General features: G+C 54.8%; 18 protein-coding genes. 8 read left to right on the top strand and 10 right to left on the bottom strand.

Annotated elements, in window-relative coordinates; genetic code table 11:
• Window positions 1-45: 45 nt before the first annotated feature.
• Complete coding sequence (locus K239x_RS06105) at window positions 46-1089, top strand: hypothetical protein (RefSeq protein WP_145416902.1); 1044 nt, start codon at window positions 46-48, stop codon at window positions 1087-1089.
• Window positions 1090-1194: 105 nt separating this feature from the next.
• On the opposite strand, the gene K239x_RS06100 is transcribed toward K239x_RS06105, so the two are convergent.
• The 3 genes from K239x_RS06100 to K239x_RS06090 all read right to left on the bottom strand — a co-directional run bounded on the left by K239x_RS06100 (window position 1195) and on the right by K239x_RS06090 (window position 4938).
• The gene (locus K239x_RS06100; RefSeq protein WP_145416901.1) at window positions 1195-2550 is read right to left on the bottom strand and encodes an NTP/NDP exchange transporter; all 1356 of its coding nucleotides are present in this window, start codon (window positions 2548-2550) and stop codon (window positions 1195-1197) included.
• A 64-nt stretch (window positions 2551-2614) separates the two neighbouring features.
• Window positions 2615-3583 carry a peptidylprolyl isomerase gene (locus K239x_RS06095; RefSeq protein WP_145416900.1) on the bottom strand — a complete coding sequence of 323 codons (969 nt, stop codon included), beginning with the start codon at window positions 3581-3583 and terminating at the stop codon, window positions 2615-2617.
• A complete protein-coding gene (locus K239x_RS06090) occupies window positions 3580-4938 on the bottom strand; it encodes a hypothetical protein (RefSeq protein WP_419189731.1) in 1359 nt (452 codons plus the stop codon). The genes K239x_RS06095 and K239x_RS06090 overlap by 4 nt, the downstream gene beginning before the upstream one ends.
• Window positions 4939-5097: 159 nt before the next feature.
• Between K239x_RS06090 and K239x_RS06085 the strand changes: the two genes are divergently transcribed.
• The 5 genes from K239x_RS06085 (at window position 5098) to K239x_RS06065 (ending at window position 14717) form a co-directional block, all read left to right on the top strand.
• Window positions 5098-6237, top strand: coding sequence for a DUF1570 domain-containing protein (locus tag K239x_RS06085; RefSeq protein WP_145416899.1), 1140 nt, complete (start codon window positions 5098-5100; stop codon window positions 6235-6237).
• Between the two features lie 410 nt (window positions 6238-6647).
• Window positions 6648-7244, top strand: coding sequence for an RNA polymerase sigma factor (locus K239x_RS06080; protein WP_419189730.1), 597 nt, complete (start codon window positions 6648-6650; stop codon window positions 7242-7244).
• 129 nt (window positions 7245-7373) lie between these two features.
• Entirely contained in the window at window positions 7374-10493 is a 3120-nt protein-coding gene (locus K239x_RS06075; RefSeq protein ID WP_145416897.1) for a serine/threonine-protein kinase, read from the top strand.
• Between the two features lie 66 nt (window positions 10494-10559).
• Window positions 10560-12563 carry a matrixin family metalloprotease gene (locus K239x_RS06070; RefSeq protein WP_145416896.1) on the top strand — a complete coding sequence of 668 codons (2004 nt, stop codon included), beginning with the start codon at window positions 10560-10562 and terminating at the stop codon, window positions 12561-12563.
• Between the two features lie 192 nt (window positions 12564-12755).
• Window positions 12756-14717, top strand: coding sequence for a tetratricopeptide repeat-containing sulfotransferase family protein (locus tag K239x_RS06065; protein WP_145416895.1), 1962 nt, complete (start codon window positions 12756-12758; stop codon window positions 14715-14717).
• 9 nt (window positions 14718-14726) lie between these two features.
• Here K239x_RS06065 and K239x_RS06060 read toward each other — a convergent pair whose 3' ends face one another.
• From K239x_RS06060 to groL (K239x_RS06030), 7 genes are all read right to left on the bottom strand, one after another.
• Complete coding sequence (locus K239x_RS06060) at window positions 14727-15290, bottom strand: isochorismatase family protein (protein ID WP_419189729.1); 564 nt, start codon at window positions 15288-15290, stop codon at window positions 14727-14729.
• A 157-nt stretch (window positions 15291-15447) separates the two neighbouring features.
• Window positions 15448-15750, bottom strand: a complete 303-nt coding sequence (locus K239x_RS06055; RefSeq protein ID WP_145416894.1) for an FmdB family zinc ribbon protein — start codon at window positions 15748-15750, stop codon at window positions 15448-15450.
• Between the two features lie 86 nt (window positions 15751-15836).
• Complete coding sequence (locus K239x_RS06050) at window positions 15837-16406, bottom strand: nucleotide exchange factor GrpE (RefSeq protein ID WP_145416893.1); 570 nt, start codon at window positions 16404-16406, stop codon at window positions 15837-15839.
• Window positions 16403-17566, bottom strand: a complete 1164-nt coding sequence (dnaJ, locus tag K239x_RS06045) for a molecular chaperone DnaJ (RefSeq protein WP_145416892.1) — start codon at window positions 17564-17566, stop codon at window positions 16403-16405. The genes K239x_RS06050 and dnaJ overlap by 4 nt, the downstream gene beginning before the upstream one ends.
• Before the next feature lie 199 nt (window positions 17567-17765).
• The gene (groL, locus tag K239x_RS06040) at window positions 17766-19385 is read right to left on the bottom strand and encodes a chaperonin GroEL (RefSeq protein ID WP_145416891.1); all 1620 of its coding nucleotides are present in this window, start codon (window positions 19383-19385) and stop codon (window positions 17766-17768) included.
• 58 nt (window positions 19386-19443) lie between these two features.
• Window positions 19444-19740, bottom strand: coding sequence for a co-chaperone GroES (groES, locus tag K239x_RS06035; protein WP_145416890.1), 297 nt, complete (start codon window positions 19738-19740; stop codon window positions 19444-19446).
• Window positions 19741-19936: 196 nt separating this feature from the next.
• The gene (gene groL, locus K239x_RS06030) at window positions 19937-21652 is read right to left on the bottom strand and encodes a chaperonin GroEL (RefSeq protein WP_145416889.1); all 1716 of its coding nucleotides are present in this window, start codon (window positions 21650-21652) and stop codon (window positions 19937-19939) included.
• A gap of 870 nt (window positions 21653-22522) precedes the next feature.
• On the opposite strand from groL (K239x_RS06030), the gene K239x_RS06025 reads away from it, so the two are divergent.
• Entirely contained in the window at window positions 22523-24652 is a 2130-nt protein-coding gene (locus K239x_RS06025; RefSeq protein ID WP_145416888.1) for a hypothetical protein, read from the top strand.
• A gap of 94 nt (window positions 24653-24746) precedes the next feature.
• Entirely contained in the window at window positions 24747-25967 is a 1221-nt protein-coding gene (locus K239x_RS06020; protein ID WP_145416887.1) for a hypothetical protein, read from the top strand.
• Window positions 25968-25996: the final 29 nt, after the last annotated feature.

Genomic DNA, 25996 nt, shown 5'->3' with positions numbered 1-25996 from the left:
CAAAACCGAAATCCATCCACTGAAAACACTTTTTGGAGCGAAACAATGAATCGTCAGCTTAAATCAACCATCCTGGTCGTCGCCGCTCTTGCCGGAATCGTTGCCAACACTCTCCCCGCCTCTGCGTGCGGTGGACGTGGCGGTGGGTTCGGCGGATTTGGGGGCGGCTTCGGCGGCGGACTCAGCCGGTCCTTTCCGCGGCCATCCATCTCGCGTCCATCGATGAACTTTCGCCGCCCGACGGTGAAGTACCAGACATCCCAAGCCACCAGCGTATACTCGCAACCCTCCTACGCTCAACCGCAGTACTCGCAGCCCGTTTATTCACAATCCGTTCACTCGCAAAGCGTCTACGTACAGCCCACGCAACCGCAGACGATTTACTCGCAGCCTGCTTCCAGCCAAGTCACTTATCAGCAACCGTCTACGCCATCGATCTCGGCACAGGCGGTGCCCCAGCCAACGACACAAAGCACAGTGCCACAACGGTCTATGCCTGTGGTCAGCCAAACAACCAATCAACAGCCTTCAGCGACCTCTTCGCTCAGAACACAAACGATGGCAAGCACGATCACTGGCCAGACAAATTCGGTAAACCCTGCCAACGTCGCCACACCGGCTACCTCACCTGCCGCCCAACCGGCAACCACCCAAACGCCAGCTCAGAAGTCGGCTCCAACAACGGCTCAGCAAAGTGCTTTGCAGGCTCTAGCGTCGATCTCAAAAGCTGGCGGCGAAGCGACCAAAGTGACTCCGGAAACAACTACAACCATTCCGCAGTTCACCGCAGCGACGGCTACTCTGCCGAACACGACAGCAGGACACGTGGGAACTTGGCGGGTCAGTCTCCCCGGCAGCCAATCGGTTGAACTCAACTTGGCATCGGATGGCACGTTCACATGGACGGCAACCAAGAATGGCAAATCCAGCAAATTCGACGGCGAGTACCGACTAGCCCAAGGACGCCTGACTCTAGTGCGTTCCGCTGACCTTCAGCAGATGGTTGGCGACTGGACGGCCAATGATTCCGGATTCGCTTTCAAGCTGGATGGCACCAAGACGGGCGGCCTGAACTTTAAACGCAGCTAGTGCAAAGACAGCTGGATGCTCCCACTTGACGCTCGTAGCTAACACCAGCTGCGAGCGTTTTTTCGTTGCCAATTGCTACTGCGCCGAAGCGTGATCCTTTTGGGCTCAGTCGTTGTCCGCTTGCACTTGATCATCCAATTCCGCGATGACCCGTTTGTTTTCGTATCCGATAAACCATGCCAAAAAACACCACGCGATGGCAATCGGAATGATGCACCAAGACAACGTCGTCATCGCGATCCCCCAGCTTTCTCGCATCAATCGATAAACGGTTCCGACCGAAGCATCACCACTTCGTCGCACGATCGTGTCGATGAAACTCTTGGCTTTGTATCGATCCTCGCGACGTACCGCCGTAAAGAGCACTTCGCGTGCTGGGTTCGCGATCGCGTATTCGGCTGACCGCCCCGTCACAGAAATAACAGCAAGCACTGCCAGCGTTGGGGCGATCGCCAGCGAAGTGATACCGCAAATGTAGGCGATCGGCAAAATCGCCAAGGTCAGGCCAAGTCCAAAGCGTTTCATCAGTCGCCCCACGACTGCCGTCTGAAGAACCAGCGTCAATACCTGCACCGCAAAGTTGATCATTGCGAAGTACTTCGTCTTGGCTTCTTTTGTGTCAAACGCGGCTTCGACAATCTCTGACTGCTGAAAATAGATCGTGGTGCCGCAGGTCGCTAAAAACAATCCATATAAACAAATTGCGAACAGATACCGAGAACTGAATACCGCCGTGAACCCTGCAAACGGATTTCCCCCCGTCGGCTTTCCGCTGCTTGATGGTAAGGCAACAGCGCTCGCTTGCTGACTCTCCCAGGCCTTTTCAAGTCGAAAGTAAACCAAGAGTCCGACGACCAACAAAACGACTGGAATCAAGAGCAGGTTTTCTTGTCCCAATTCATCGACCATGAATGTGGCAACCAACGATGCGATCATTCCGCCCGCCGTTCCACCGCCCGCAATCATTCCATACAAACGTCGCCCCTGCTCCGGTGCAAGCATGTCGCCGACGACGCTCCAAAAGAACGAAACGATGAACAAACCGTAAACGCTGATCCAAATGAAAAGAAACCTCGCCACCCATTCGAGCGTCGGAGTGCCACCAATCATGGCCGTCTTCGGAACAAAGGACATTGCCGCCCAAAAAAACAACAACGCAACACAAAAGAATGCGTAGATGCTAGGTACAAGTTTTCTTCGGTGAAACTTTGACACCAGCAACGAGTAGGTTGGAATCGCGATCAACATCGTCGCCAAGGTCGCGTAAAACAACCAAGACAGATTCTTGATGCCATATTCGGTGCTGATCTGTTCGCGAATCGGCCGCAGAATGTAGTACCCGAACAGCACCAAAAAAAACCAAGCGGCGCTACAGCGAAGCGTCGTCCTCTCGTGATCCGTTAGTTCGCCGACGATATGGTTTTCGAATCGTTGCAGGATCGACATAAGCAGAGCGGACACATTCCAATTGGGTCATTGACTGCCCGCCAAGAATGCCGCCAGCGATCCTCTACGATGCGGCGGCCTACTTTGGAATCAGATTCACGTTGGCAGGCGGTTTCAAAGCGGGAATGTACCATGAAATCTTGGCGTCTTTCTGCTGCCCGACCAACTGCCCAAACAAGGCATCCGTTGCATCACGTCGCAGCTGCGATTGGTCCGTCAAATCCTCGAAACCGCTTTCGCTTTTTTCGTGATCATGCACAAACACCACGTGCAGCCCAAGCGGCGACTGCACCGGTTCGCTCACCTTGCCCACCGGGGTCGACCGGACCGCCGCCATCACACTACCGGGCAAATCACCGTTGGATTGCACCCTGCCGATTCGTCCTCCCGCCAACGCCGCACTACCTTCGCTGTGCTTGCGAGCCGCAGCGGCAAACGATACTTCGGGTGCATCGGACTGGCGAAGCTCCAAGATCAGCGGGGCAAGTCGCTCACGAACGGCATCCCGCGACGCCTGATCAGCAGGATCGATTTTCAAAAAGATCTGCGACACATCCCACCGACCGCCAACGTACTTGGATTGATTGCGCGCGAAGTACGTTCGCAGGTTCTTGTCCGTCATACGGCTCTTCAGATACCCCTTCCAAGCGATCTGCCACGCCAATGTTTCTCTCAGCGAAGCTTCGTCACTACTGCGTTGTTTGGCGTGATCCTGCAAATTGCTCCCCCGGCGTTCTAAGTCCTTCTGCAAATCACTGATCGAACGGTCGATGATCCGCTGAAGGTTTTCTCCTCCCTGTATCCGAAGTGACTTCATCGCTAAATGCTGACGCACCAAGGTCGCCGCGATGGCCTGTTGAACTTGCGGCGTCGCTTTGCTGACGTCCCGTATTTTCAGTCGATCGACGACGACCAAATTCAATTCGCCCAGAAAAATAGGCTTACCATCCACCGACGCAATGGGATCATCGGGCTGCAGGTTTTCTTGAGCAACTAAATCGGTGCCCAAGCCCAGAATCAGGCAGACGCCAAGGAAAAATCGAATCACGGCAATTTGATGTCCTGTATCACAAAATTAACTTCGTTGTTGACCACTGCGGTCGGCGACTCGTAGACCAGCGTGGCTTCGGAGTAGCTGTCACCAAGCTCAAAGAGGTACCCAATACCGACACCGTCTTTGGACTGTCGATAAGTCTCGTAACCGAGATGCTCAGCACGCGAACCATCTTTCAGTCGAACGTACAGCGGGTTTTCAAAAATCCAATGCCGGTGACTTTCCAAGGATCGATCCGGATCCACCAGTTTCAATCCAACACGCACTTCGTGCAGCGTGCCGTTTTTACGGATCTCTTCGACTTCGACCGTCAACGCATCGATCGTTTTTTTGGGATTCGGTTCTTTCAACGGCAGCTCAAACGTCTGTGTCTTGCCGGGCAACAGCGCCTCGATCGTTCCCGAAAGTGATTTAATTTTGCCGGGGCGTCCCACAGGGAGTTCCAATGGCAAGTAAAACTCGCTGAACGCCAAATCGGCGTTGGTCGCGATGTCGATTTTCTCGCCGGACTCTTGCGGCTTGATGCTGTTACCGTCATCCAGTTTTCCGGACAACTGCGAGATCGGAATCGTCAAACCGATCGGCGTCATACGTGGTTCCCAGGCAATCTCCATCGCCACGTTCATTCCACTTTGCGATGGCTGATTAAGAACACGCCGCGAATTTACGGACATCGGCTCGATTCGATACACGCCTGTGTAAGCCGCCGAATCGACTCGCGAAGTCCGACCTTCCTCGCGTGGCTGGAGTGCCAAGACACCTCGATCACCGCCGTAAAAGTTGACGTCCAAGTTGGCTTGATCCAGAACCAAATCCAATGCATGCCAAAACGACAACGGCGTCGCAACGGGATCGATCTTTTGCGATTCGTCGGCCTGGTGCTCAAATTCGACGCCCGAGTCCCGACTGATCGCTTCGAGTGCTTCGCCAAGATCAGCCACGTCGTTCAATCGAATCGTGATGGCAGACGACTGAGTCTGTGTCTTGGACATCATCAGCGCCTTGCGCACGCGTACTAATCGTTCGATGGCTTCGATCGAAACGCCCGCTTTCTTTTCCGGCAAATACTTCAGCGCGTCGGCGCCGGCTTCGATCAATCGCTTTTCCGCCAGTTTTCGTTTGCTCAGGCTAGGTGCATCCAATTGATCGACCCACTCCAAGACATCGGCCTTTAGCTCAGCCGCGTCATCGGCATCGGCTCCGGAGTCAACTTCGTTTTGCTCGGTCGCAACCTCCTTGGCCTCCTGGCTGGTCGCCGACGATGCCGCAAAAGTTGCCAGACCGACCACTAGCAAACCAAACAGATTGCGAAAGAAAGGGCGTGCAGTTCCCATTTGATTTGACGGCATGTTTGTCATTGTCCTCATAACCGGACTCCTTTTGTCGGATTCGCTGATCGCATTCGCACATTGAAGGCTGAAACAGGCAACCCACATTTCGCAGCTGAAATTCTAACCTAGCCTTCAGTCGTCCGTCCCAACCGATGTGTCCTCAGAGTGTCAGAATTGATGACAAAAGCAACGTTTCCAACCGCACGCCCGGCAACCCGCGACTTCGTTTTTGCGTCACGCCGCCCGGCCATCGCTGTCCTAGCAGTCGTCGTCGCCTTGGTGATCGGCTGGATTCCAAGCGACTGTTCTGCTCAGACGACCGGGATGGTCGAATTTTTTTCCGCCGGAAAACAACACCAGGGAATGGCGTTGGTCGAACTGGCACACGAGATGATCGTGCTCGGACGTGACGGAAGCATTCACTCGGTGGATCCGCGAAAAGGAAACAACGTGCGGCGTATCCGAGACGCCTACGAGCCCATGCCAGTGACGGAGCTTCGCAACCAGTTACGAGCCGAATATGGTCCGGAGTATGAAGTCACGTCGACGAAAAATTTCTTGGTCGTGCAACCCAAAGGCCGCGGCGATCGTTGGCCACAGCTGTTCGAACAGTCACACCGATCGTTTACTGCGTACATGACCAAACGCGGCGTCAACGTTCGCGAAGGCCGCTTCCCGATGGTCGCGGTTGTCTTTCCCGATCAGCAAGCCATGTACAGAGAGTTTCGCAAACTGAAAATCGATGTGTCGCGAGTCGCCGGTGTCTATTCCAACGAATCCAATCGCGTGCTGACGCACGACGGCGGACACTTGTCGCTGATCGCGGCCACCGTGCGTCATGAAGCGGCTCATCAATCGGCATTCAACTCCGGTGTTCATTCCCGGGTCACCGATACGCCCAAATGGATTACCGAAGGCATCGGACAAATGTTCGAATCGCCGGCGATGACCAGCCGGCAATCAGGCTCCCGGGCAAGCAATCGAGCCAATACCGACAGCATCAACTTGATCCGATCCACCCTAAGCGATCGAAACGAAGTCCACTTTTACAAAGCGGTCGTGCAACTCATCGGCGACGACATGTTGTTTGACAGCGACAAAACCGTCGACAAGGCCTACGCGGTCAGCTGGGCGATGATGTTTTATCTGGCGGAACGTCAGCCGCGAGAATTTGCCAAATGGATGAATCACACCGCCAAGCGACCAGCTTTTCGCAATTACGAAAAAGCTGACCGAATCCGAGACTTCGAGCAAATCGTGGGACTCAACCCCCTGGATTTCAGCAAACGGGTGCAGTGGTTCATCGAATCGCTCTAAGGATCCGAGTCGCCTGATACACGGCAAATAACGCTGCTTTCGACTCACCGAAAATTAAATACAGAAAACCTGTACTTAGTTGGCGGACATGTTTGTCGAATTCTCCTCTACCAATTGGGGCAGATCTGCTGGGTCAGCGGCAGATTTTTTTAACTCCCAGTGATTGCCATTGGCGGCTGCGGTCGACGTTTGGGGCATTTCTCGACCTGCGAGGAAACGCGACCGCAGCCGCTTCAATGCTCTGGTGGACATTCTTTCAGCGTCACGCGAGTTTGCGGCGAGCTGCGGCTCACACTAATCCGGTGCAGCCCCAGCCGTTCTCACAGCGGCGGGCGACGATGATTCGCGAACTTGATAAAGTAGTCCGCACTGTCTTCGGTCGACTTCGCCCCTCGTTTTCTGAAACATTCGTGACAACTGACGAGAGCCATGACAGTGTGCTGAGCCCATCCGACCGATCGTTGGTCGTGCAGGTTCGTGATGGCGACGAAGAAGCCGCGACGATTCTGTACGAACGATATGCACGGCGCATCTTTGGGCTGGTCCGATCAAATCTGGGCGAAAAGTTGGCCGCGTCAACCGAACCGGAAGACATTGTGCAATCGGTTTTCAAAAGTGTGTTTCGCGGGATGCAATCAGGCAACTACGAAGCTCCTCCCGGGGCGACGCTGTGGAACCTGATGGCTGTGATCGCAATGAACAAATTGCGCAGCAAAGCAGTCCATCACCAAGCCCAACGACGCGACACTGAACGCAATGTCCCCCTCGAACAGATGGATTGCATTGACGCGGTGCCAAGCGATCAATCATCGATCGAATTCTTCGAGATCTGTGTCCGAGAAACTCTCGAGCTATTAAGACCTCTTGATCGGGAAGTCCTCAGTTTGCGAATCCAAGGGCACGCTGTTGATGAAATCAGCGAGTTGGTTAATCGAAGCTGTCGATCGGTCGAACGCAGCTTGCAAAATAGTCGCCGACGTCTCGCAGGAATCCTGCTGAACGAATGAGTTTGGCCGATGCAATCTGCATTTTAAAAACTCTTGCGAATTATCAAAAATAGGTGGCGGTCAAACGCCACCTATTTGCCTCTACCTAATTAAATAGCACGTTTCGTTCGCCAACGTGCTCTTCTAACAATGCGTCACGACAAGGCTTTGGGTATCACGATGATCAATCGCACTATGAATGACAGCTTGGACGAAGCCATCGACCAGTTCGAGGAAAACTGGACGCCTGATTCACGATCAACGATCAGTCCGTTGCTGACCGAGCATGGACTCAAAGGCGACCACGATGCCCTCACCGAACTGATTCGGATTGACATCGAACTCCGGTACAAACATGGCCTGTCTCTCAAACTGAACGAGTACTTTGAACAGTGGAATGATCTGCTGGATCGTCCCGCCAATGTCGCTGACATCGCCTTTGAAGACTTTCGCGCGAGGTCCGCCCATGGCCATGACATCTTTGTTTCGCGTTGGCGTGATCTGCCGGGTGTCAAAGACGAACAGTGGTTTCAACGACTGGTGAACAATTCACCACGTCCGCTACCAGGAACAGGTTCCATCCGACCATTTTCGGGCGGAACGCCGACCGATGCGAACGGAAATTTCGATTCAGAATTTCGCGAGGCAATTGAATCGTCGGGATTCCAGATCGTGCACGAAATCGCCACAGGTGCATTTAGCAAAGTGTATCTAGCGACGCAGCTTGAATTGGCGGATCGCTACGTGGTGTTGAAAGTCGTTGACGATGATCTTCGCGAATCGCGGAGCATGGCGATGCTACAGCACACCAACATTGTGCCTCTGTATAGCGTTCATCGAATCCACTCGCGAACGGTCATTTGCATGCCTTACGCGGGCAGCGTGACACTCAATGACGTCCTGGGCGGCCAAGCAGACGATGAATCCTCGGCGGGTCAAAGCCTGATCGACACAGTGGAAGCTCGCATCGACAAGACGATGTCGGACTTTCAACAGGATTCGTTTCCGCAGTCGCTTTCGCTTGCCCCCGCGGCCGACGAACAAGCGGCTTTGAAGCCTTTGGAAAGCCTCCGACACCTGGATCGCAACGCACTGACGACGTGGATCTTTGTCCGGCTCGCTTCGGCCCTGGCTCATTCCCACGCGAGAGGAATTTTGCACGGCGACCTTAAACCCAGCAACGTGCTGATACGCAATGACGGCGAACCAGCTTTGTTGGACTTCAACTTGGCTCAATCACTCAACCACAACCTCAGTCGTGTCGTCGGCGGAACGTTGCCCTACATGGCTCCCGAGTCCTACCGATCGTTCTTGCTGCAAGAATCCGAAGCGGTGAAAGAGTCGGACATCTACGCGTTGGGCGTGATGATGTTTCAGTTTGTCACAGGACGGTTACCGCACACGACGCCTCCGTCGATGGCGCCGACCGATCTACAACGTGCCATCGAAGAAAGAAAACAGCCGCCTGCGTGGCAAGCCAGCGATGAAGTTTCGGCGTCTTTGAAATGCGTGATCAACCGATGCTTGGAATTTTCGGGACAACAACGTTACACGTCGGCCGAAGATCTGCGTATCGATCTGGAAAACGAAAACGCTAGCCGTTCGCTGGCGATCGCCGAAGAACCGATCGGTTCGAGGGTCAAAAAATGGCTTCGACGTAATCCCCAACTCACTTCGGCCGGAACAGTCGCAGCTTTATTGTTGGCGATTTCGATACCGCCTGCCTACGTAGCTTTGCAGTGGCGTCAAACATCACAGCAGATGATGGTGGCAGAACGCTCTCGTGATTTCTTGGCCCAGTCGGCTGCCACGCTGATGCGAATCAACGCTGACCCTGCCCGCGAGAGCCTTCGTAATATCGAAGATGGTATCGAAGTACTGCGATCTAACGGGCTTTTCGATCCCGACGGCTACACAAAACTGATTTCAAGTCAGGCATCACCGCCGCAGCGCACTGAAATGCTAGAGAGTGTCCAGCGTCATGCTTTACAAATCGGCCGACTGGAAGCGAGACGACTGTGGGTGAAATCAACCGACACGCGACTTGCCGATTCAGATTTCCAACGACTTGACCAGTTGATTGCAGCTGCAGAATACTTGCCACTGCCAGGCGACTCTCGCTCCCTGTTTTTCTTGAAAGCCAGGCGTGCATCACTGGGCAGAGACTCCAGCATGGGAGAGTATCTCCAGAAGGCCGAGCAAACTGCGGCAGTCACTGATTCGGAACGCTACTTGGAAGCGGTCCGGCTGATGACTCAACACAAACACCGTCAAGCGATGCAGTTTTTCAACACACTGAACGATTCAAAGATCGTTCCGTCCGTCTCGCTTTGGACGCTGAAGGCGCGCTCGCAATACGCCGACGAGCAGTATGAAAATGCGAAACTCTCGCTCACGAGGTCGATTCTGCATGCCCCGGACTCTTCCGATCTGCATGTCCTTCGTGGCCGCTGTCATCAACGACTAGGTAAACGTCAGTTCGCGCTCCTGGATTTTGACAAAGCCATTGAACTGGATCCCAACAATGTCCGCGCCTGGAACGCGCGGGCCACGAACTATCTGAATTGGAAAAAATACAAGGAAGCGATCAAAGATTATTCAGAAGTGCAACGTCGGTCACCCGGAAATGTTTTTTCCTTGGTCAAGAGAGCGAAGGCACATGAAGCCATGGGGCACAGCGAACTCGCCGCGAAAGATCTTGAAGCAGCGAAACAGAGCAGTGAGCTTTCCGTTGACGCGTTGGTTTCCCGCGCACTGGCCATCGACGAACAAGAACCTCTCTGTTCGTTGGCAGACCTGCAACGTGCTCTGCAGCTTGACCCTGACAATCCGATGATCCTTCGCAACATCGCCAAAGTCTATTCCGTCAATTTAAAGCAATATCCGGAGTCCATTGAAGCATTCGACCAGTCCCTCAAGATTGAACCGACGAACGAGCGAGCCTTGATCGATCGCGCGATTCAATACGCTCGGTTGGCGCGATTCGATGAAGCGATTGGTTCGCTGGAACTAGCAATCCAGGAACCCAATGATCCAAGGACGTATTACCAGGCAGCATGCACCTATGCACTGATGCCCGGCAAAGTGAACCACCAACGCGGACTCATGTTTCTAGCAAAAGCGGTTCACGCGGGGTACGAAGTCAAGCGTTTCGACGACGACGAAGACCTCAACAATTTGCGGTCGTTGGAAGGCTACAAGCACGTTCGAACGGCCTACTCAATTTCCCGACGCAGCCGGACGCCTAACCCGACGCGCAGCCAACTGTAATTGGAATCGTCGACTGCAATTCCCTCCCGCCACGCTCTCTATTGCCTCAGTTTTAGAAATTACCCTATGTCCGCCAAGAACCGCTCAAAAACCAAATCGATTTCGGTCGAATCCCTTGAATCCCGTCGTTTACTTGCCGCGTTTGGCACGCCCTGGCCAGAAGCAAGAGACCTTTCGATCAGCTTCCCAGCCGACGGAGTTGCGGTCGGCCAGTATGAAAACGACTTGCATCAAACGCTGGATCAAGTTGCCGACCGACACGAATGGCAAGAACTGGCGCTGCGTGCTTACCAAACATGGGCGATTCACGCTGACATCAACATTGGGCTTCGAAACGACTTTGACGTCCGATTCGGTGCCCCCGGGTTGATGACCGACGACCCTCGATTTGGAGAATTCCGAATTGGAGCGATTCCCCAGCAAGGCCTGCTGGCAAACTCGCTGCCGTTTCAAGCCGTCGCTGGAACCTATTCCGGTGACTTGGTTCTCAATTCAAACGAAACCTTTACTTATCACGACTGGGCCGATGACACAGGGCCTGACCCAGATTCAATCAACGAAGGTGACCGAGACCTTTTCAGCCTCGTGCTGCATGAAGCAGGCAACACTCTCGGAATCGACGACAATCTCGACACCCTGTCGATCATGTTCCGGCAGTACACGGCGCCTAAGGGAATTCTTACGCAACCCGACATCGACGCGATTCAGTCGTTGTATGGACAGCGTAGCGATCCATACGAATCAATCAGCAATGATCAATTGACGATGGCCACAACAATCCCGACTCCAGTCGGTTTTGAATCGTCAGCTAACGTGATCCGAGTTCGCGGTAGCCTTGCCAGTAATACGGATGTCGACCACTACGAAATTACTCCCATCGCAGGCCGAGAGAGTGTTTCGGTTCGCCTGCGAGCCGCGGGCATCAGTTTGCTGAACTCACGTATGGAAGTGGTCGACGAAAACGGAAACGTGTTGGCCCAGTCCGCGTCGGCTTCCGTATATGACAATGACCATAGCATCGAAATCGAAAACCTTGGCAATTACAGCAAGTTGTATTTGCGAATCGCGGCCGCAGATTCGGATGACATCTATTCAGTAGGTGACTACAGCATCGAAGTCGACTATCGCGATTCTGTAACCCAACAATTGGACTTCGCCCCGCAATCGTATGATGCGGGGGCGGATGCGATTTTCTCGAACTTTGGTTTGGCCGACACCGAAAACAATCCCACTGACACGATCCTCAACGCAGTGGAGATGGACGCGAGTGTTTCGGGTATTGCGAACCGATACGAAACGACCTCGTCATCGAGCGACTTGGCCGACGTTGATCACTGGAAAGTGACTGCACCGGCACAGCCTGATGGAATGCTGCGGGTCAATGTCGTCGGCGTCGGTGCAGAGCATCCCGGTCTGAAAGTGAACTTGCTTTCGGCGGAGGGCAACCATGCCGGAGCCATCGGGCGTCTGCATTCCGATGGAACGTGGACGATGGAAGTTCAACATCCCCAGCCCAACGCCGAATATGTCATTCGCGTTAGTGTCGATCCCAATTCGGCAGTCAGTGTTGGCAACTACCTGGTCACGGCCGAGTTTGAAACTCCCTCGGCCCAAATGAACCACATGATGGACGGTCAACTGGATGGATCAGTTGACAAGTTCGTGCGTTGGACCGCGGGCAAAACCAAGTTGTTCCGATTCGATCTCGCAGCCGGAGGAGTTCCTTCGGGCGATAGTGTTCGGCTGATTATCTACGATGCCCACACGCAAGAAATCCGAATGACTCTGCGGACTGATACCGGTGCGAGCCGAAGTGCCTTTGCGCTGTTGCAGCAGGGTGACTACATCCTGAGATTCACCGCTCTCTCGGATGATCCCAACACGTCTCCCACGCTTTCCTATTCGCTGTCCTGTGACGGACTGTCGGATGACCAAGACGACGACGATGACGAGCCAGACGATAACCAAGACGGATACAGCTACGAAGACGAAGACGGAAGCGACGATGGTTACACCTACGAAGACCAATCAGGTTACAGCTACTACTACAACTACTATTACGAATATTAGCATTCTTGGGGTGTTGTAAAGACGCCCCCTTCGTCGTCCCCAAATTGATTTGCAGCCGATGATCGGTTGCAAATCAACGTAGGGCAGAATCTTGTCGCGGACTTAGCTTTCCAATTTGGCTGACGCGACTACCAATTTTTTTCAACCAAACTGGTACCGACGCTACCGGTATGCGCCGACGGAGACCGAACCATGCAAACATCACTTCGAATGGAACCGCGAAAACTGGAAAGACTGTTTGCAAAACTATGCGACCAGTCACGAAGTTCGTCCAGCCAATCACATCAGTCAATTGTCCAGCAGTCAAAGCAACGTCTGGGCGGCAAGCGTTTTGATGCGATCGCAGTCAACGTCGTTGCAGCAAACGATTTGATCCGCAATCGTCCGGAGAAATCGCTTCAGCGTTTGGAACAGTCATCCAACGACTGGATACAGAACTCGGACAGTAGCCAGATCGCGGGTTTTGCGTGCGTATTAACCAAGCAGTTCCAGCAAGCACACGAACACCTTTCACGCTGCGTCAAACTGGACCCACATCGTCCTGATTGCTGGACCTTGCTGGGGAAACTCTCCGAACAGAGCGGCCAGGAATCTTGGGCAATTGAATATTACGAACGCGCGATCGTGCTGGACGAATCGTCCTTCGATTCCGCAATTGCCCTGTCGCAAATTTACGCTAAGAAGAACGATCTCCGCAGTGCTATCCACACGCTACGTGTCTGCCTCCTGCGAGACTCGCGTTCGGCCAAACTGAACATCGCATTGGCGAGACTACTGCTACGACGCGCCGCGATACTGAAACGCAAACGCAAACACATCCAAAGTGTTCGACTGTCCCATGAAGCACTTGACTGCTATTGCACGGCCAACGCGCGTGCTCCGCACACACGGTCGCTGATAGCGCAGGGAGTGCTCCAACAAAAGCTGAACCAATTCCACGCAGCAAAAGAGTCGTTCACGCAGGCTCTCCAGCGCGAACCTCAGTCCGCCTCTGCGCTAACGATGCTGGCAATCTCCAATGTCGACTGCGGCGATCTATCAACCGCGATTTCGCTCTTTCGAGCTGCCCTGCAAATCGATCCCCAGCGAGCACTTACTCATTTCAGATATTCACGCGCCCAAAAATTCAGCGAAGGAACCGAATCACGCACCTACATCGCCTCACTACGGGCACTGCTTGATCAGCCCGACGTGAAACGGTCCGCCCGCGTGCTACTGAACTTCGCTTTGGCGAAAGTACTTGAAGACACCGGATCCTACGACGAAGCATGGCACCACTATGACCAAGCCAACCGTCTTAAGTCAGCTCTCGCGACTTCCAAATCGGCAAGCCCCAGTGTCAAGGCGGAGACTGCTAGCAGCCGAACGTCCAACAAGATTAACGCCTTCACGCCAGCGTCCTTCCATGCCTTTTCAAGCGTCGGGAACTCCAGCGACACACCGATTTTCATCGTCGGCATGCCGCGTTCAGGCACCACGCTGACCGAGCAAATTCTTAGCAGCCATCCAAGCGTTTCAGGTGCCGGCGAACTTCATTTGATGGATCATGTTTACCATGACATGATGCAGTCCAGGAGCGTTGACACGTTGCGAGAAATGACGTCTGAGTGCTTCCGAAAAGCAGCTGAGTTTTATCTGCAGCAGATCCAGCCTTATCGCCATGGCCTGCAGCATATCACTGACAAGATGCCCACCAATTTCATGCACTTGGGCCTGATCGCGACACTTTTTCCAAACGCAAAAATCATTCACTGCAGTCGCAACCCAATGGACATCTTTGTCTCTAGCTATTGCCAAAACCTGAATGCGCCGTTTTGTGATCTCGAGCAACTCGTCGACTACTACCACAACTATCGCCGGTTAATGCACCACTGGCAAAGTGTCTTGCCGACCAAGATCCACACCGTGCAGTACGAATCATTGACAGCTGATCCCACGCGCCATTCACGCGACTTGATCCAGCACTGCGGACTGGAGTGGGCCCCTGAATGCTTGGATTTCCATAAAAACGACCGAGCCGTCCATACACCCAGCAAGTGGCAAGTGCGTCAGCCAATGTACCGTTCATCCGTCGAAAAATGGCGTCGCTACGAACAGCAACTGCAGCCAATCGCGGAGAAAGTCCAAGCGATTCGCGACGAATTCGATCAATAGTCGGGCGCCCTATGACGACTTCACCAGTTGGCTAACCGCTTTGAACTCCGGACGGTCTGCGGTCGACAACCATTCAAACAAAATTGATTCGGTCGTCGTCAAAATTACACCGCAGTCCCGCATTCGCTGCAGCGCAATGTCGTGATCCAATTCTCGGCGCGCCCCAACAGCGTCGACCGGAATGACGGGACGCAAGCCTTCGGCCAATAGATCCAAGGCGGTCTGCTGAACGCAAACGTGTGTTTCGATTCCGACTAAGACAATCTGGTCGCGGCCTTCGGTTGCCCACTGGGCGAGGGCACCGCGACATACCGCTGAACTGAAATCCAATTTCTCTTCCGCATTCGGAAACCGTTCCGCAAGCGGTGAAACGAGCCCGCCCAACCCCTTGGGATATTGCACTGTCGCGGCATTAGGAACGCCCAGCAACTGCGAAGCCTGCCGAAGTCGCTCCGCGATCGCAACAAGTTGATCGCCTCCTGGAATCACTGGCACCAGCTTTTGCTGCAGATCGATCACCAAGACGGCGCTGCGTTCTGCATGAAGCCTGAGTGGCGACCGAACGTGTGGCATGATTTCTTATCCTGTTCCGCTTCGATTCAACAGCGAACGATAATGCGGCACCGTAATGCTAACACCGTGCTACGTCTGCCGACACAGAAGAGAGCGAGGCCTTGGCCCTCGCTGGGCTACGCGCAATCATCGTTGACGGCAAACCTGCGACCGAGTTTTAGTCGGACTTCTTTTTACTGCTTTTGGGATCGGACGATTTTGCATCGGACTTCTTGCTATCGGATTTCTTTTCCGACTTGGACTCACTGTCTTTCTTCGCGGCCTGCTTGTAGCCTTCGCTGCGGTAGTCGGTCTGATAAAAACCGCTGCCTTTGAACACGATCGCGGCGCCCGTGCCGAACTGGCGTTTCAGCTTGTTCTTCTTGCACTCTGGACACTTCTTTTTAACAAGGTCATTGATACCTTGGAAAATCTCCAAGGCATGACCGCAGGCTTCACATTCGTAATCGTAGGTGGGCATGGCTGATCGAACAGTTGAAAGTGGCCGAACGCTCCGCGGTCGGGAAGTGAAAGAACCGATCGCAGAGCGTTCGGCGAAGTAAATGATTAAGAAGGCGATCCGGTACTGACAACGACTTGGCTAGGGCGAATCACACGTTCATGCATTTGAAAACCCGTCGCAGCGACGTGCGCCACCATGCCCTCGGCGTGATCCGCACTGGGCATTTGCGAGATCGCTTCGTGATAATTGGGATCAAACAGCTCGCCAGCAGCCGGGATCTCTTTGACCCCGTGCTTGGCAAGTTGATCGTCCAACTGCTTGGCAACCATGGCGACGCCTTCTTTCAGGCCCGCGTTGTCCTCTGCTGACTGGGCAGCTTCCAATGCACGCCACAAGTTATCGCGTACTTGAAGGATGTCGTTGACCAGTGGGACGGCTGCGTATTTCAGCTGGTCTTCGTAATCACGACGCATCCGTTTGCGAAAGTTCTCCGCTTCCGCCTGCGCCATCAACACGCGTTTATCGGCTGAATCGGCAGCTTCGCGCAACCGATCCATTTCCTCATCGCGTGTTTCCACTTCGTCGATATCGCCCGATGCAAACGCGTCGTCCGTTGCATTGGATTCATCGTCAATTGGTTCGTCGATTTCGTTCTCACTCATCGCTTCACTCATGTTTCTTGCGGTTGTGTGTCGGTGTCAAAAAACGTCTTCAGCTTCTCAACAAATGATTTTCGATGTGGCAAAACATCTTGGTGTTCTAGGTCTGCCAACTCTCGCAGCAGCTTTTCCTGTTCGGCCGCCAGCTTCTTTGGCACTTCGATGAACACTTGAATCATCAAGTCGCCAGCAGGGCCGCCGCGTGGATCGACCACGCCTTTTCCTTTCAATGTGAACACTTCGCCGGTTTGAGTTCCAGCTGCAACGGTCAGTTGCTCGGGACCGTCCAAGGTGGGCACTTCGATGTTCGCCCCCAACGCTGCCTGTGTGTACGAAATCGGTAGCTGCAGTATCAGATGGCTGCCGTCACGTTTGAACAAATCGTGCGGGCGCACGGTGATAAAACAGTAGCAGTCACCACGTGGTCCGCCATCGGGACTGGCTTCGCCTTCGCCCTGCACTCGGACTCGCATACCATCGTCGACACCGGCCGGGATCTCGACCGTCAGCTCGGCCTTTTTGTTCTCCAGCCCCGTTCCGCGGCAATCGCCACAGGGTTCACTGATTTGTTGTCCCGCGCCATTGCAGTTGGGACACGCAGTTTGGACACGCAAAATGCCCGCTGACTGAATCACTTGTCCGCGACCGCCACAGGTGTTGCAAGTGACGGGCTGGCTGCCGGGTGCTGCTCCGCTGCCTTCGCAGGATTCGCACAAAACGCGTCGGCGAAAGGAAATGTCTTTACTGGTTCCGCGAGCGGCTTCTTCCAAAGTCAGCGTGACGTTACAGCGAATGTCCGCGCCACGTCGCGATCGACGACCGCCTCCGCTTCTGCGTCCGCCACCACCGAACAGGTCGCCGAAGATGCTTCCGCCACCACCGCCGCCGCCAAACAAGTCACCAAAGGCCTCGAAGATGTCTTCGACGTCGTTGAACTGGTGACCACCGCCTTCTAATCCCGCGTGGCCATACTGATCGTAGCGAGCACGTTTTTCGGCGTCAGAGAGAACTTCGTAAGCTTCGGAGGCTTCCTTGAATTTCTCGACCGCGTTTTCGTCCTTGCTGCTATCCGGATGATATTTGATCGCAAGTTTACGGTACGCGCGATCGAGGTCCGGCTTCGACGCAGTTCGTTCGACGTAAAGGATTTCGTAGTAGTCGCGTTTATCTGCCATGATGGTGCGTCGGCGAATGAATATCGAAAACGGGTCGCTGCCAATGGCGAGCGACCCGTTATGTGTGATCGTGAACTTGATCGTAGGCCAGGACTGCGTTGGCGGCTCTCATCTGGAGCCGCCGGCGCTAGCCACGGGCCTTCTCACCGCTATCGGACCGCAAGGCCCGTGGCTAACGCCAGCGGCTAAAACAAATGCTCTAACTAACGACGCCTTCGACAGGTCGCTTGTCTTTGTCATCGTCCTCGAAGTTGGTCACCAAGGAATTGGTGGTCAGCAACAAGGCAGCGATACTGCCAGCATTGGCCAGTGCGGTACGCACGACTTTGACCGGGTCGATGACGCCTTCTTTGAGCATGTCGCCGTACTCGCCGGTGTGAGCATTGAACCCGATGTTCGTGCCCTTCTGGCTGACTTCGTCGACAACAACGCTGCCGTCGATGCCGCCATTGTCGGCGATCTGACGCATGGGAGCGTCCAGAGCACTCAAGACAATGTCGACGCCGATTTTCTCGTCGCCTTTGGCCTTCTTCTTGGACTCTTCGACCGCTTCGCGGCAACGAACCAGAGCGACACCGCCACCTGGCAAGATGCCTTCTTCGACTGCTGCACGAGTTGCGTGCAGGGCGTCTTCCAGGCGAGCCTTGGTTTGCTTCATTTCAGCTTCGGTTTCGGCACCGACGCTAATTACAGCAACACCACCGGCAAGTTTTGCCAAACGCTCTTGGTACTTCTCTTTGTCGTACTCGCTATCGGTTTGATCGATTTGAGCACGGATCTGAGCGACGCGTTTATCGATGTCGCCGCGTTTTCCGCCGCCTTCGATCATCGTCGTACTACTCTTGTCGACGGTGACATTCTTGGCACGGCCAAGTTGTTCCAGCGTGACGTTTTCCAATTGGATGCCCAAGTCATCGCTGATCAACGTTCCGCCCGTCAATGTGGCGATGTCGCCCAACATGGCTTTGCGGCGATCGCCGAAACCAGGAGCTTTCACAGCACAAACATTCAGTGTGCCACGCAGTTTGTTGACAACCAAAAGAGTCAAAGCTTCGGCGTCGACGTCTTCAGCGATGATCAACAACGGCTGACCGGTTTGAGCTGACTTTTCCAACAACGGAACCAAGTCACGGATGTTGCTGATCTTCTTCTCGTACAACAGCACCAAAGCGTTTTCGAGATTCGCTTCCATCGTGCCGGGGTCGGTGATGAAGTAAGGCGAGATGTAGCCTTTGTCGAACTGCATTCCGTCGACGTAGTTGACCTCGGTGTCGCGGCTTTTGCCTTCTTCGACCGTTATCACGCCGTCTTTGCCGACTCGCTCAAGCGCGTCAGCCAGCAGTCCACCGATTTCGTTGTCGTTGTTGGCACTGATCGCACCGACGTTGGCAACTTGCTCTTTGTTCTTGACCGGTTTGGCCATCGACATCAAGTGCTCAGTTGCGGCAGCGACAGCATGATCGATACCGCGACGAATCGCAGCAGGATTGCTACCAGCGACGATGTTTCGCAGACCTTCTTTGAAGATCGCACGAGCCAAAACGGTCGCGGTTGTAGTTCCGTCACCAGCCAAGTCACTCGTTTTCTGAGCGACTTCCATGACCAGTTTGGCACCCATGTTCTCGAAGCGATCTTCGAGTTCGATTTCTTTTGCAACGGTGACACCGTCCTTCGTCACGGTTGGACCGCCGAAAGATTTGTCGATGATCACGTTGCGACCGGTTGGGCCCATCGTCGTTGCGACAGCTTTGGCCAGCTTTTCGACACCAGCAAGCATGCGAGCACGTGCGTGGTCGTCAAATAAGAGTTGTTTTGCCACGAGAAAATTCCTCGATTGTTTGTGTGGTTTGTAAGAGAGTTTTGCAGGTCAGGTCGAACTACAGAACCTTTGCCAAGATGTCGCTCTCGCGGAGAATCTTCATGTCTTGGCCGTCCACTTCGATTTCGCTTCCGCCGTACTTGCCGTAGATCACGGTATCGCCGACATCGACGCTCAGTTCGCCACGGTTACCGCTATCAAGCAATTTGCCTGGGCCCACGGCAACGATCTTGCCACGCTGTGGTTTTTCTTGAGCCGAATCAGGAAGCACGATTCCGCCAGCAGTGGTTTCTTCGGCAGCTTCGGGCTGAACAACAACGCGGTCGTCGAGAGGTCGCAAGTTAAGTTTTGCCATCGTTTGGATCTTCTTCTATTGAATGTTGGTTTGTTGGTTTGTTTTGCAAGGCCGACCCGCGGGCGAGTCGGCCAAATAGCACTTCGATTACTTGTTGGCCCTTGGCACTAGCCTCGAGCCCTTATCGGAATGACGAGTCTTGGTGAAAAGACCCGTGGCGAGCGCCAACGGCTCACCAACGGGATCGCAGAGCGGCTTACATCATGCCGCCCATGCCTCCCATTCCGCCCATGCCACCCATATCCATGCCACCCATGCCGCCGCCCATTCCGCCCATGCCACCGCCGTGGTCATGATGGTGATCGCCGCCTTCTTCCTCTTCTTGCGAAGGAATCTCGGTGACAAGCGATTCGGTCGTCAGCAACAGTGATGCAACACTGGCAGCGTTGGTCAGCGAAGTCCGCACGACTTTGGCTGGATCAACAATTCCAGCAGCAACCAAGTCACAGTACTTCTCGGCGTTGGCGTCGTAACCATCGGTCTTGCCTTTCATTTGCAAGACGCGGTTCACGACAACGGCTCCATCCAAACCAGCATTGTTTGCGATCGCTCGTAGAGGTTGATCCAAACAGTTGCGGATGATCCGAACACCCATTTTCTGGTCGCCTTCGGTCGCTTTTTCAAGCTTGTCGATTGCGGCGCGACAGCGGAGCAGGGCAGTACCGCCGCCAGGAACGATGCCTTCTTCGAGTGCTGCTTGAGTCGCTGCACGAGCATCGTCGATCAGAGCTTTACGCTCTTTCATTTCGGTTTCAGTTGCAGCACCGACGTTGATCTGTGCAACACCGCCAGCCAATTTGGCCAAACGTTCTTGCAGCTTCTCTTTGTCGTACTCGCTGTCCGTCGCTTCAATTTCGCGGCGGATCTGTTCGACACGGCCTTCGATGTCAGCTTTCTTGCCAGCACCGCCAACCATGGTGGTCGCTTCACTGGTGATGCGGATCTTCTTGGCACGGCCCAAGTCGGTCAGCTTGACGCTTTCCAAATCGATGCCCAAGTCTTTGAAAATCGCTTTGCCGCCAGTCAAGACAGCGATGTCACCCAAGATGGCTTTGCGGCGATCGCCGTAGCCGGGAGCTTTGACGGCACAAGCCGACAGGATGCCACGCATTTTGTTGACAACCAAAGTCGCCAAGGCTTCGCCTTCGGTGTCTTCGGCGATGATCAACAAAGGTTTCTTTGCTTTGCTGACAGCTTCCAACAAAGGAATCATCTTTTTGTTGTTGCTGATCTTTTCCTCGAACAACAACACATAGCAGTCTTCCAATTCGACCGACACGTCGTCTTGGTTGGTGACGAAGTGTGGCGAAAGGAATCCGCGATCAAACTGCATGCCTTCGACGACGTCGACGTAGGTTTCGTTTGAGCGGCCTTCTTCGACCGTGATGACACCGTTCTTGCCGACCTTGGTAAAGGCGTCTGCAAGTACTTCGCCGATCGTAGGATCATTGTTGCCAGCGATCGTGGCGACTTGCTTGATGTCGTTCTTTTTCTTCTCGTTGATCGGAGTCGAAAGTTTTTCGATCTGAGCGACGCAAGTTTCGACGGCTTTGCTGATGCCGCGAGTGAGAGCCATTGGGTCGGCACCAGTGGCAACCATTTTCAGACCTTCGCGATAAATCGCTTCAGCCAAAACGGTTGCTGTAGTGGTTCCGTCGCCGGCAACATCGTTGGTTTTGCTGGCAGCTTCTTTAACAAGCTGAGCACCCAAATTTTCAAACGGGTCATCCAGTTCGATGTCTTCTGCAACGGTCACACCATCTTTGGTGACCTTGGGCGAGCCCCAGCCTTTGTCCAGCACCGCGTTACGGCCGCGAGGGCCAAGCGTGCTGCGGACGGCTCGCGCCAATTTGCTCACACCAGCCAACAATGGCCCGCGTGCGTCGTCGTCGAAAACGATTTGCTTTGCCACGACGTTTGTCTCCTGTGGTTCGTCAGTAGGGGATCGGTGAGAGCCAAAGTCGCTTGGCAGTCCCGATAGTTAATTTGAATGGTTCTGTGATGTCCGGATCATGTCGGGAAATCCCGAGTGCAACTCTGCGCCGCAGCCTTTCGACAGCGCACCGCTGGCAGGGCCATCATTGATGTCCCCACTAGAGCAACCTGTGTGCCAATGGCATTTCGCCAGACCCACATTGTGCCGCAAGTCGCGACAAGCCAACGATTTAGCAGCTGCCTATCCATACCAGCCCGGGCCGAGATCCTAGCGGCTGTGCCAGCTTGGCAGAAGGGGCGGAAACCACAACTGAGCCGCCGGCGCGGACCAAGGACCGCCCAAGTTGTGAGCCGCTGGCGCTAGCCACGGACATTTAGGGACATCAATCTGCCTGCCAAAAACCTGCTTGGCAAAGGCCGAGACAGATGGGGCCGGGCGTTCTTGAAGCGCCCCGTCTTACTACGCCCCGACCTTGGTGCGACCTGATGACGCACCGCAACAAAACACGGATTGAGAGTTCTGGAAATGGAGAGTGCTGGATGATGGGCCCGTGGCTAGCGCCAGCGGCCCACCGCGTTTCACGCTTCTCCCCGGTTTTGCTTTCATTTCGCTCCAATCGTTTTGTCCAAGTCGGCGACAAAATCATTCGGCACAACCCGCCCAGCCGGTTTATCCGCTGCGGGACGGCCCAAAAACTTTTCCAAGCTGCCCAGCGACACTCATGTTTCGTTGACCAAACCCTAGCTGCGGCGTTCATTTACAACGGAACTCTGCTGGAACCGTCCGTGCGGAGTTCGCTGGCGTGCTTTTGCGCCGTGAAACTCACACCTGCATGGGATTTGGTCGATGTCGACTCGACACCTTTCAGCCGTACTGCTCACCCTCGCCACCTCGTTTGTCGCTGCCAGCTCAGCTGACGCAGGTTTTGGCGATTGGCTTTTCGGCAGAACCCCCACGACTTACGCCGCTGGATACGCGCCCACGGCCGTGGTCCCCATGGGCGCTGCTCCGGTGGGTGTCTCCCCAGTCGCGGGTTACCAGGCCCAAATGCAGACGTACGACAATCCGTCGGTTTACACCGGACGCCCCGTTGTCAGTGGCTACGGTACACCGAGTGGCTATGGTGCGAATCGAACTGCGTATCAATTGCCGCCTAGCGGAACTGTCGCTCCCGTTAGCAACTGGACGCCTTTGAATCCGGCGGGCAGCGGCTATGCAGCCAATTACGGTGCGCAGCCAACTTTGCCGCCAGCGGCAGCCGCACCGACACCGTGGGCAGTCACCAATACGACTGTCGGCCCACCTGTGGGCGCACAGCCGTTCAACACGGTTCCGACGATGGCGGCTCCTGCACTTTCGTACCGTCCGTCGTTAGTTCAGCCATCATTGGCTCAGCCGGCTTTCGGTCGCCCCAATGTTGGTGGTGAAGTCCCGATTGCTCGCGCACTCCGCGGCGCCAACACGACTTCGAATCCGTTTTACGGAACTGGCAACGTTTACCCCAACACCTTCGGAGCGGTGCCACAGCCGTACGCAGCTGGATACGGCACTTCGCAAATCACCCCCGCGGCATCGCTGAACGGCCCTGTCATTGATCCCCTGTTTCCGAATGCACCGCGCCCACGCGTCGGTGGCCTGGCCCGATTCTTTGGATCGCTACTGGGAACCAACTACCAGTCGTCGTACTACCGAGCTCCCATCACCTATTACCGTCCAATGACGGCCGTTGACCCGATCACCGGCACCACGGTCACGACCCAGCAAGCGTGCAGCTCCTACGTACAACAACTTCAGCGCACTCCCTACAACAGCTTTCAGCCTGGCGGTGGACTACTGCCTGGCGGCTTCGGCAACCAAGGCACGACTGTCACTCCCATTGGACCACCGATGCCCTGCGGAAGCGGCGGTTGCGGGATAGCTGCGAGCCCAGCTCCGCAGCCTTACGGCCCCAATCCGTATGCGGCTAATCCTGGCTACGCACAAAATCCAAACTACGCTCCGGCACCCAACTACGGACCACAGTTCGACAACTCCAGTTCATTCGACAACCAAGGCGCGGTTGGTCAAGTTGGCGGAATCGATTCGCCCAACGATCGCGATGTGATCCCCATTCCATCGACCGAACCACGCGGTGGTTACTACCAACAAAACACCCAGCCACTTACCGGACGCCCCGAGTCGTCAGCCCGTGGAACTGACCAAGACAACGTTGGACAGCCTCGTCTTGAATCGGCACGCCCACGCAACGACGAAGACACCTACCGCGACGGCTTGTATCGCCGCGACGTGACGCCGTACGCCGACGAAGATTTCAACAAGAAAGAGGACGTCGACCAAAGCTCGTATTACAAGTCACCCATCGACGACGAGCCGGTCGATCTGAACGGCCCTTTGGGACGCAGTCGCTATCAAGCACAACCTCGCTACACGCCCGAGCCACGTCAATCGCGAGAGCAAAGCTACACGCAGCTTGCCCCTGTTGCTCCCCCGCTGTCACAACCACGCGCACAACAACCTGTCAGTCGCACCGAAGCAACTGCAGAACGACCCGTCGCGCCAGCCTACAGCACGCTGCGTCCGATCCCGGATCCCAATCCTGAACCATCGCCTTTTCGCCAACGCGACGCCGAAGCCAATCGCGTCACTCAGCCAAGCTTTGACATCACACCTCGCTACGAATCCAAGATGCCAGGCCCCAATAGCGAAAGTCCCAATAGCGAAAGTCTCGGCATCCAAGCCCCAAGTGTTCGCGATCTCGATATTCGAGCTCCAAAACTTCCGCCCGCCACCGAGCAACCATCCGCCGACGACGGCTGGTACAAACGTGGCACCGCCAACAGTGCTTCGGCTCGCGTTCGTGTTCCCGTCCGCGAAGCCAATCTTTCGCTCAAGCAGTTCCAAGGCAAGCGGCCCTCAGCACCAGCCAAATCGATCGAGCCGATCTTGCGAGACACCGACGGCTGGCTGCCGCTGTAATCGCAACCAGGCCGGTTCACAGTGGAGGACAGAGACTTTGTGATAGACTGACATCGTTACTGTTTCGATTGCCTATCATTTCCGAAATTCGCCCGTGATCTCACCGTCGCGAACACGACGCCGACTGCTGCCGTACTTCGCCTCGATCGCGGTAATCCTGCCGGTCTACTTCGGCACAAGCTACTTCGCTGGCCAACCGATGCTGGGAGTTGCTTTGGCCGCCCTGTCTTCGCTGAGCGTGTTCATTCTTGTTCGGCTGTTTCAACTACGCGGCAAGCTGACTTTGTCGCTGACCGTCTTTGGATTCCCACTTTTGATCGCGTTGGGGTTCGCTTGCTTTGCGGCCCTTGATCCGTTTTTTAAATTGCAACGTCACGCGAACATGCTTCGCGACGCTGGCTTGACTTTTCGCGGGCGCGCCCCCGACGAACTGGGTGAATGGAAACGCACACACGACGGGGTCATGCTGCCCACCTGGCTGGCCAACCGGATCGGCCCGGACTGCATGACAAAGATCTCGTCCATCCATGGCGATATAGGGCGTTTACAAAGCATCCCCTTTCGAGAATTGGGATCGTCTATCCGATCGCTGAACCTGCGACGCGATGAGCGCGCACCTGCGGTCTCGCCAGAACTGGTCGACTGGCTGAATAAACTCGAAGAGCCGAGACTTTTCTTTTCCATCGACCACTATTCGGACGAAGATGGCAAGGCACTGAGCAAACTGCAGCACAGGTACAGCAACTTCTCACTTTCGATCAACAACCGCACAGGCGATCTTTCAAAACTGGGCCGAGTGAGCAACCTGAATCTCCAAGGCGACGTGCTGACATCAGTTCAAGCAAAACAAATCTCCGCCCTCCCAAGCCTCTACACACTTGAGCTAAACCTAATTGAACATTCCGCTGATTCTCTCCAAGCCCTAGAAATCGGTAGCGGCTACGGCAATCTGCGTATCAAATCGGGCCACTTGAGCGACGCGGCGTGGAACGCTCTTGCCGGTGTGCCCTGCCAAGGCCTTGATCTACAGGCGATCGACCTGCAAAACGTGCCGGAACGAACGGACGAATCTCCTCGCGTTCCCCCTGTCGACGTAAGCGGGTTCGCTTGGCGTCTGACGACCTCAAACAGCAGCACCGACAAACTAAGAAAAGCAATCCGTTTCTTTGGCCGCACACACTTAAGACTGAATGACCCCATCACAGAAGCCAGGGTGAATGAACTTTGGGGATCCAACAACCTTAGGTTCATTCAATTCCGAGCACCTGGCAGCGACACATGGAAAGTAGTGGAAAGGCCAGCAGCATTTGACTAACGCGAAACCATCCAAAAGACGCTGCGAAA

Source organism: Stieleria marina (assembly GCA_007741555.1).
GTDB lineage: Bacteria > Planctomycetota > Planctomycetia > Pirellulales > Pirellulaceae > K23-9.
This window is presented reverse-complemented; position numbering and strand designations above follow the sequence as displayed.

Coding starts and splice junctions, on each gene's coding strand:
- K239x_RS06075 (WP_145416897.1), top strand. CDS start 7,374: ATGCGTCACGACAAGGCTTTGGGTATCACGATGATCAATCGCACTATG.
- groES (WP_145416890.1), bottom strand. CDS start 19,740: ATGGCAAAACTTAACTTGCGACCTCTCGACGACCGCGTTGTTGTTCAG.
- dnaJ (WP_145416892.1), bottom strand. CDS start 17,566: ATGGCAGATAAACGCGACTACTACGAAATCCTTTACGTCGAACGAACT.
- K239x_RS06070 (WP_145416896.1), top strand. CDS start 10,560: ATGTCCGCCAAGAACCGCTCAAAAACCAAATCGATTTCGGTCGAATCC.
- K239x_RS06050 (WP_145416893.1), bottom strand. CDS start 16,406: ATGAGTGAAGCGATGAGTGAGAACGAAATCGACGAACCAATTGACGAT.
- K239x_RS06055 (WP_145416894.1), bottom strand. CDS start 15,750: ATGCCCACCTACGATTACGAATGTGAAGCCTGCGGTCATGCCTTGGAG.
- K239x_RS06065 (WP_145416895.1), top strand. CDS start 12,756: ATGCAAACATCACTTCGAATGGAACCGCGAAAACTGGAAAGACTGTTT.
- K239x_RS06025 (WP_145416888.1), top strand. CDS start 22,523: ATGTCGACTCGACACCTTTCAGCCGTACTGCTCACCCTCGCCACCTCG.
- K239x_RS06105 (WP_145416902.1), top strand. CDS start 46: ATGAATCGTCAGCTTAAATCAACCATCCTGGTCGTCGCCGCTCTTGCC.
- K239x_RS06090 (WP_419189731.1), bottom strand. CDS start 4,938: ATGCCGTCAAATCAAATGGGAACTGCACGCCCTTTCTTTCGCAATCTG.
- K239x_RS06060 (WP_419189729.1), bottom strand. CDS start 15,290: ATGCCACACGTTCGGTCGCCACTCAGGCTTCATGCAGAACGCAGCGCC.
- K239x_RS06085 (WP_145416899.1), top strand. CDS start 5,098: ATGACAAAAGCAACGTTTCCAACCGCACGCCCGGCAACCCGCGACTTC.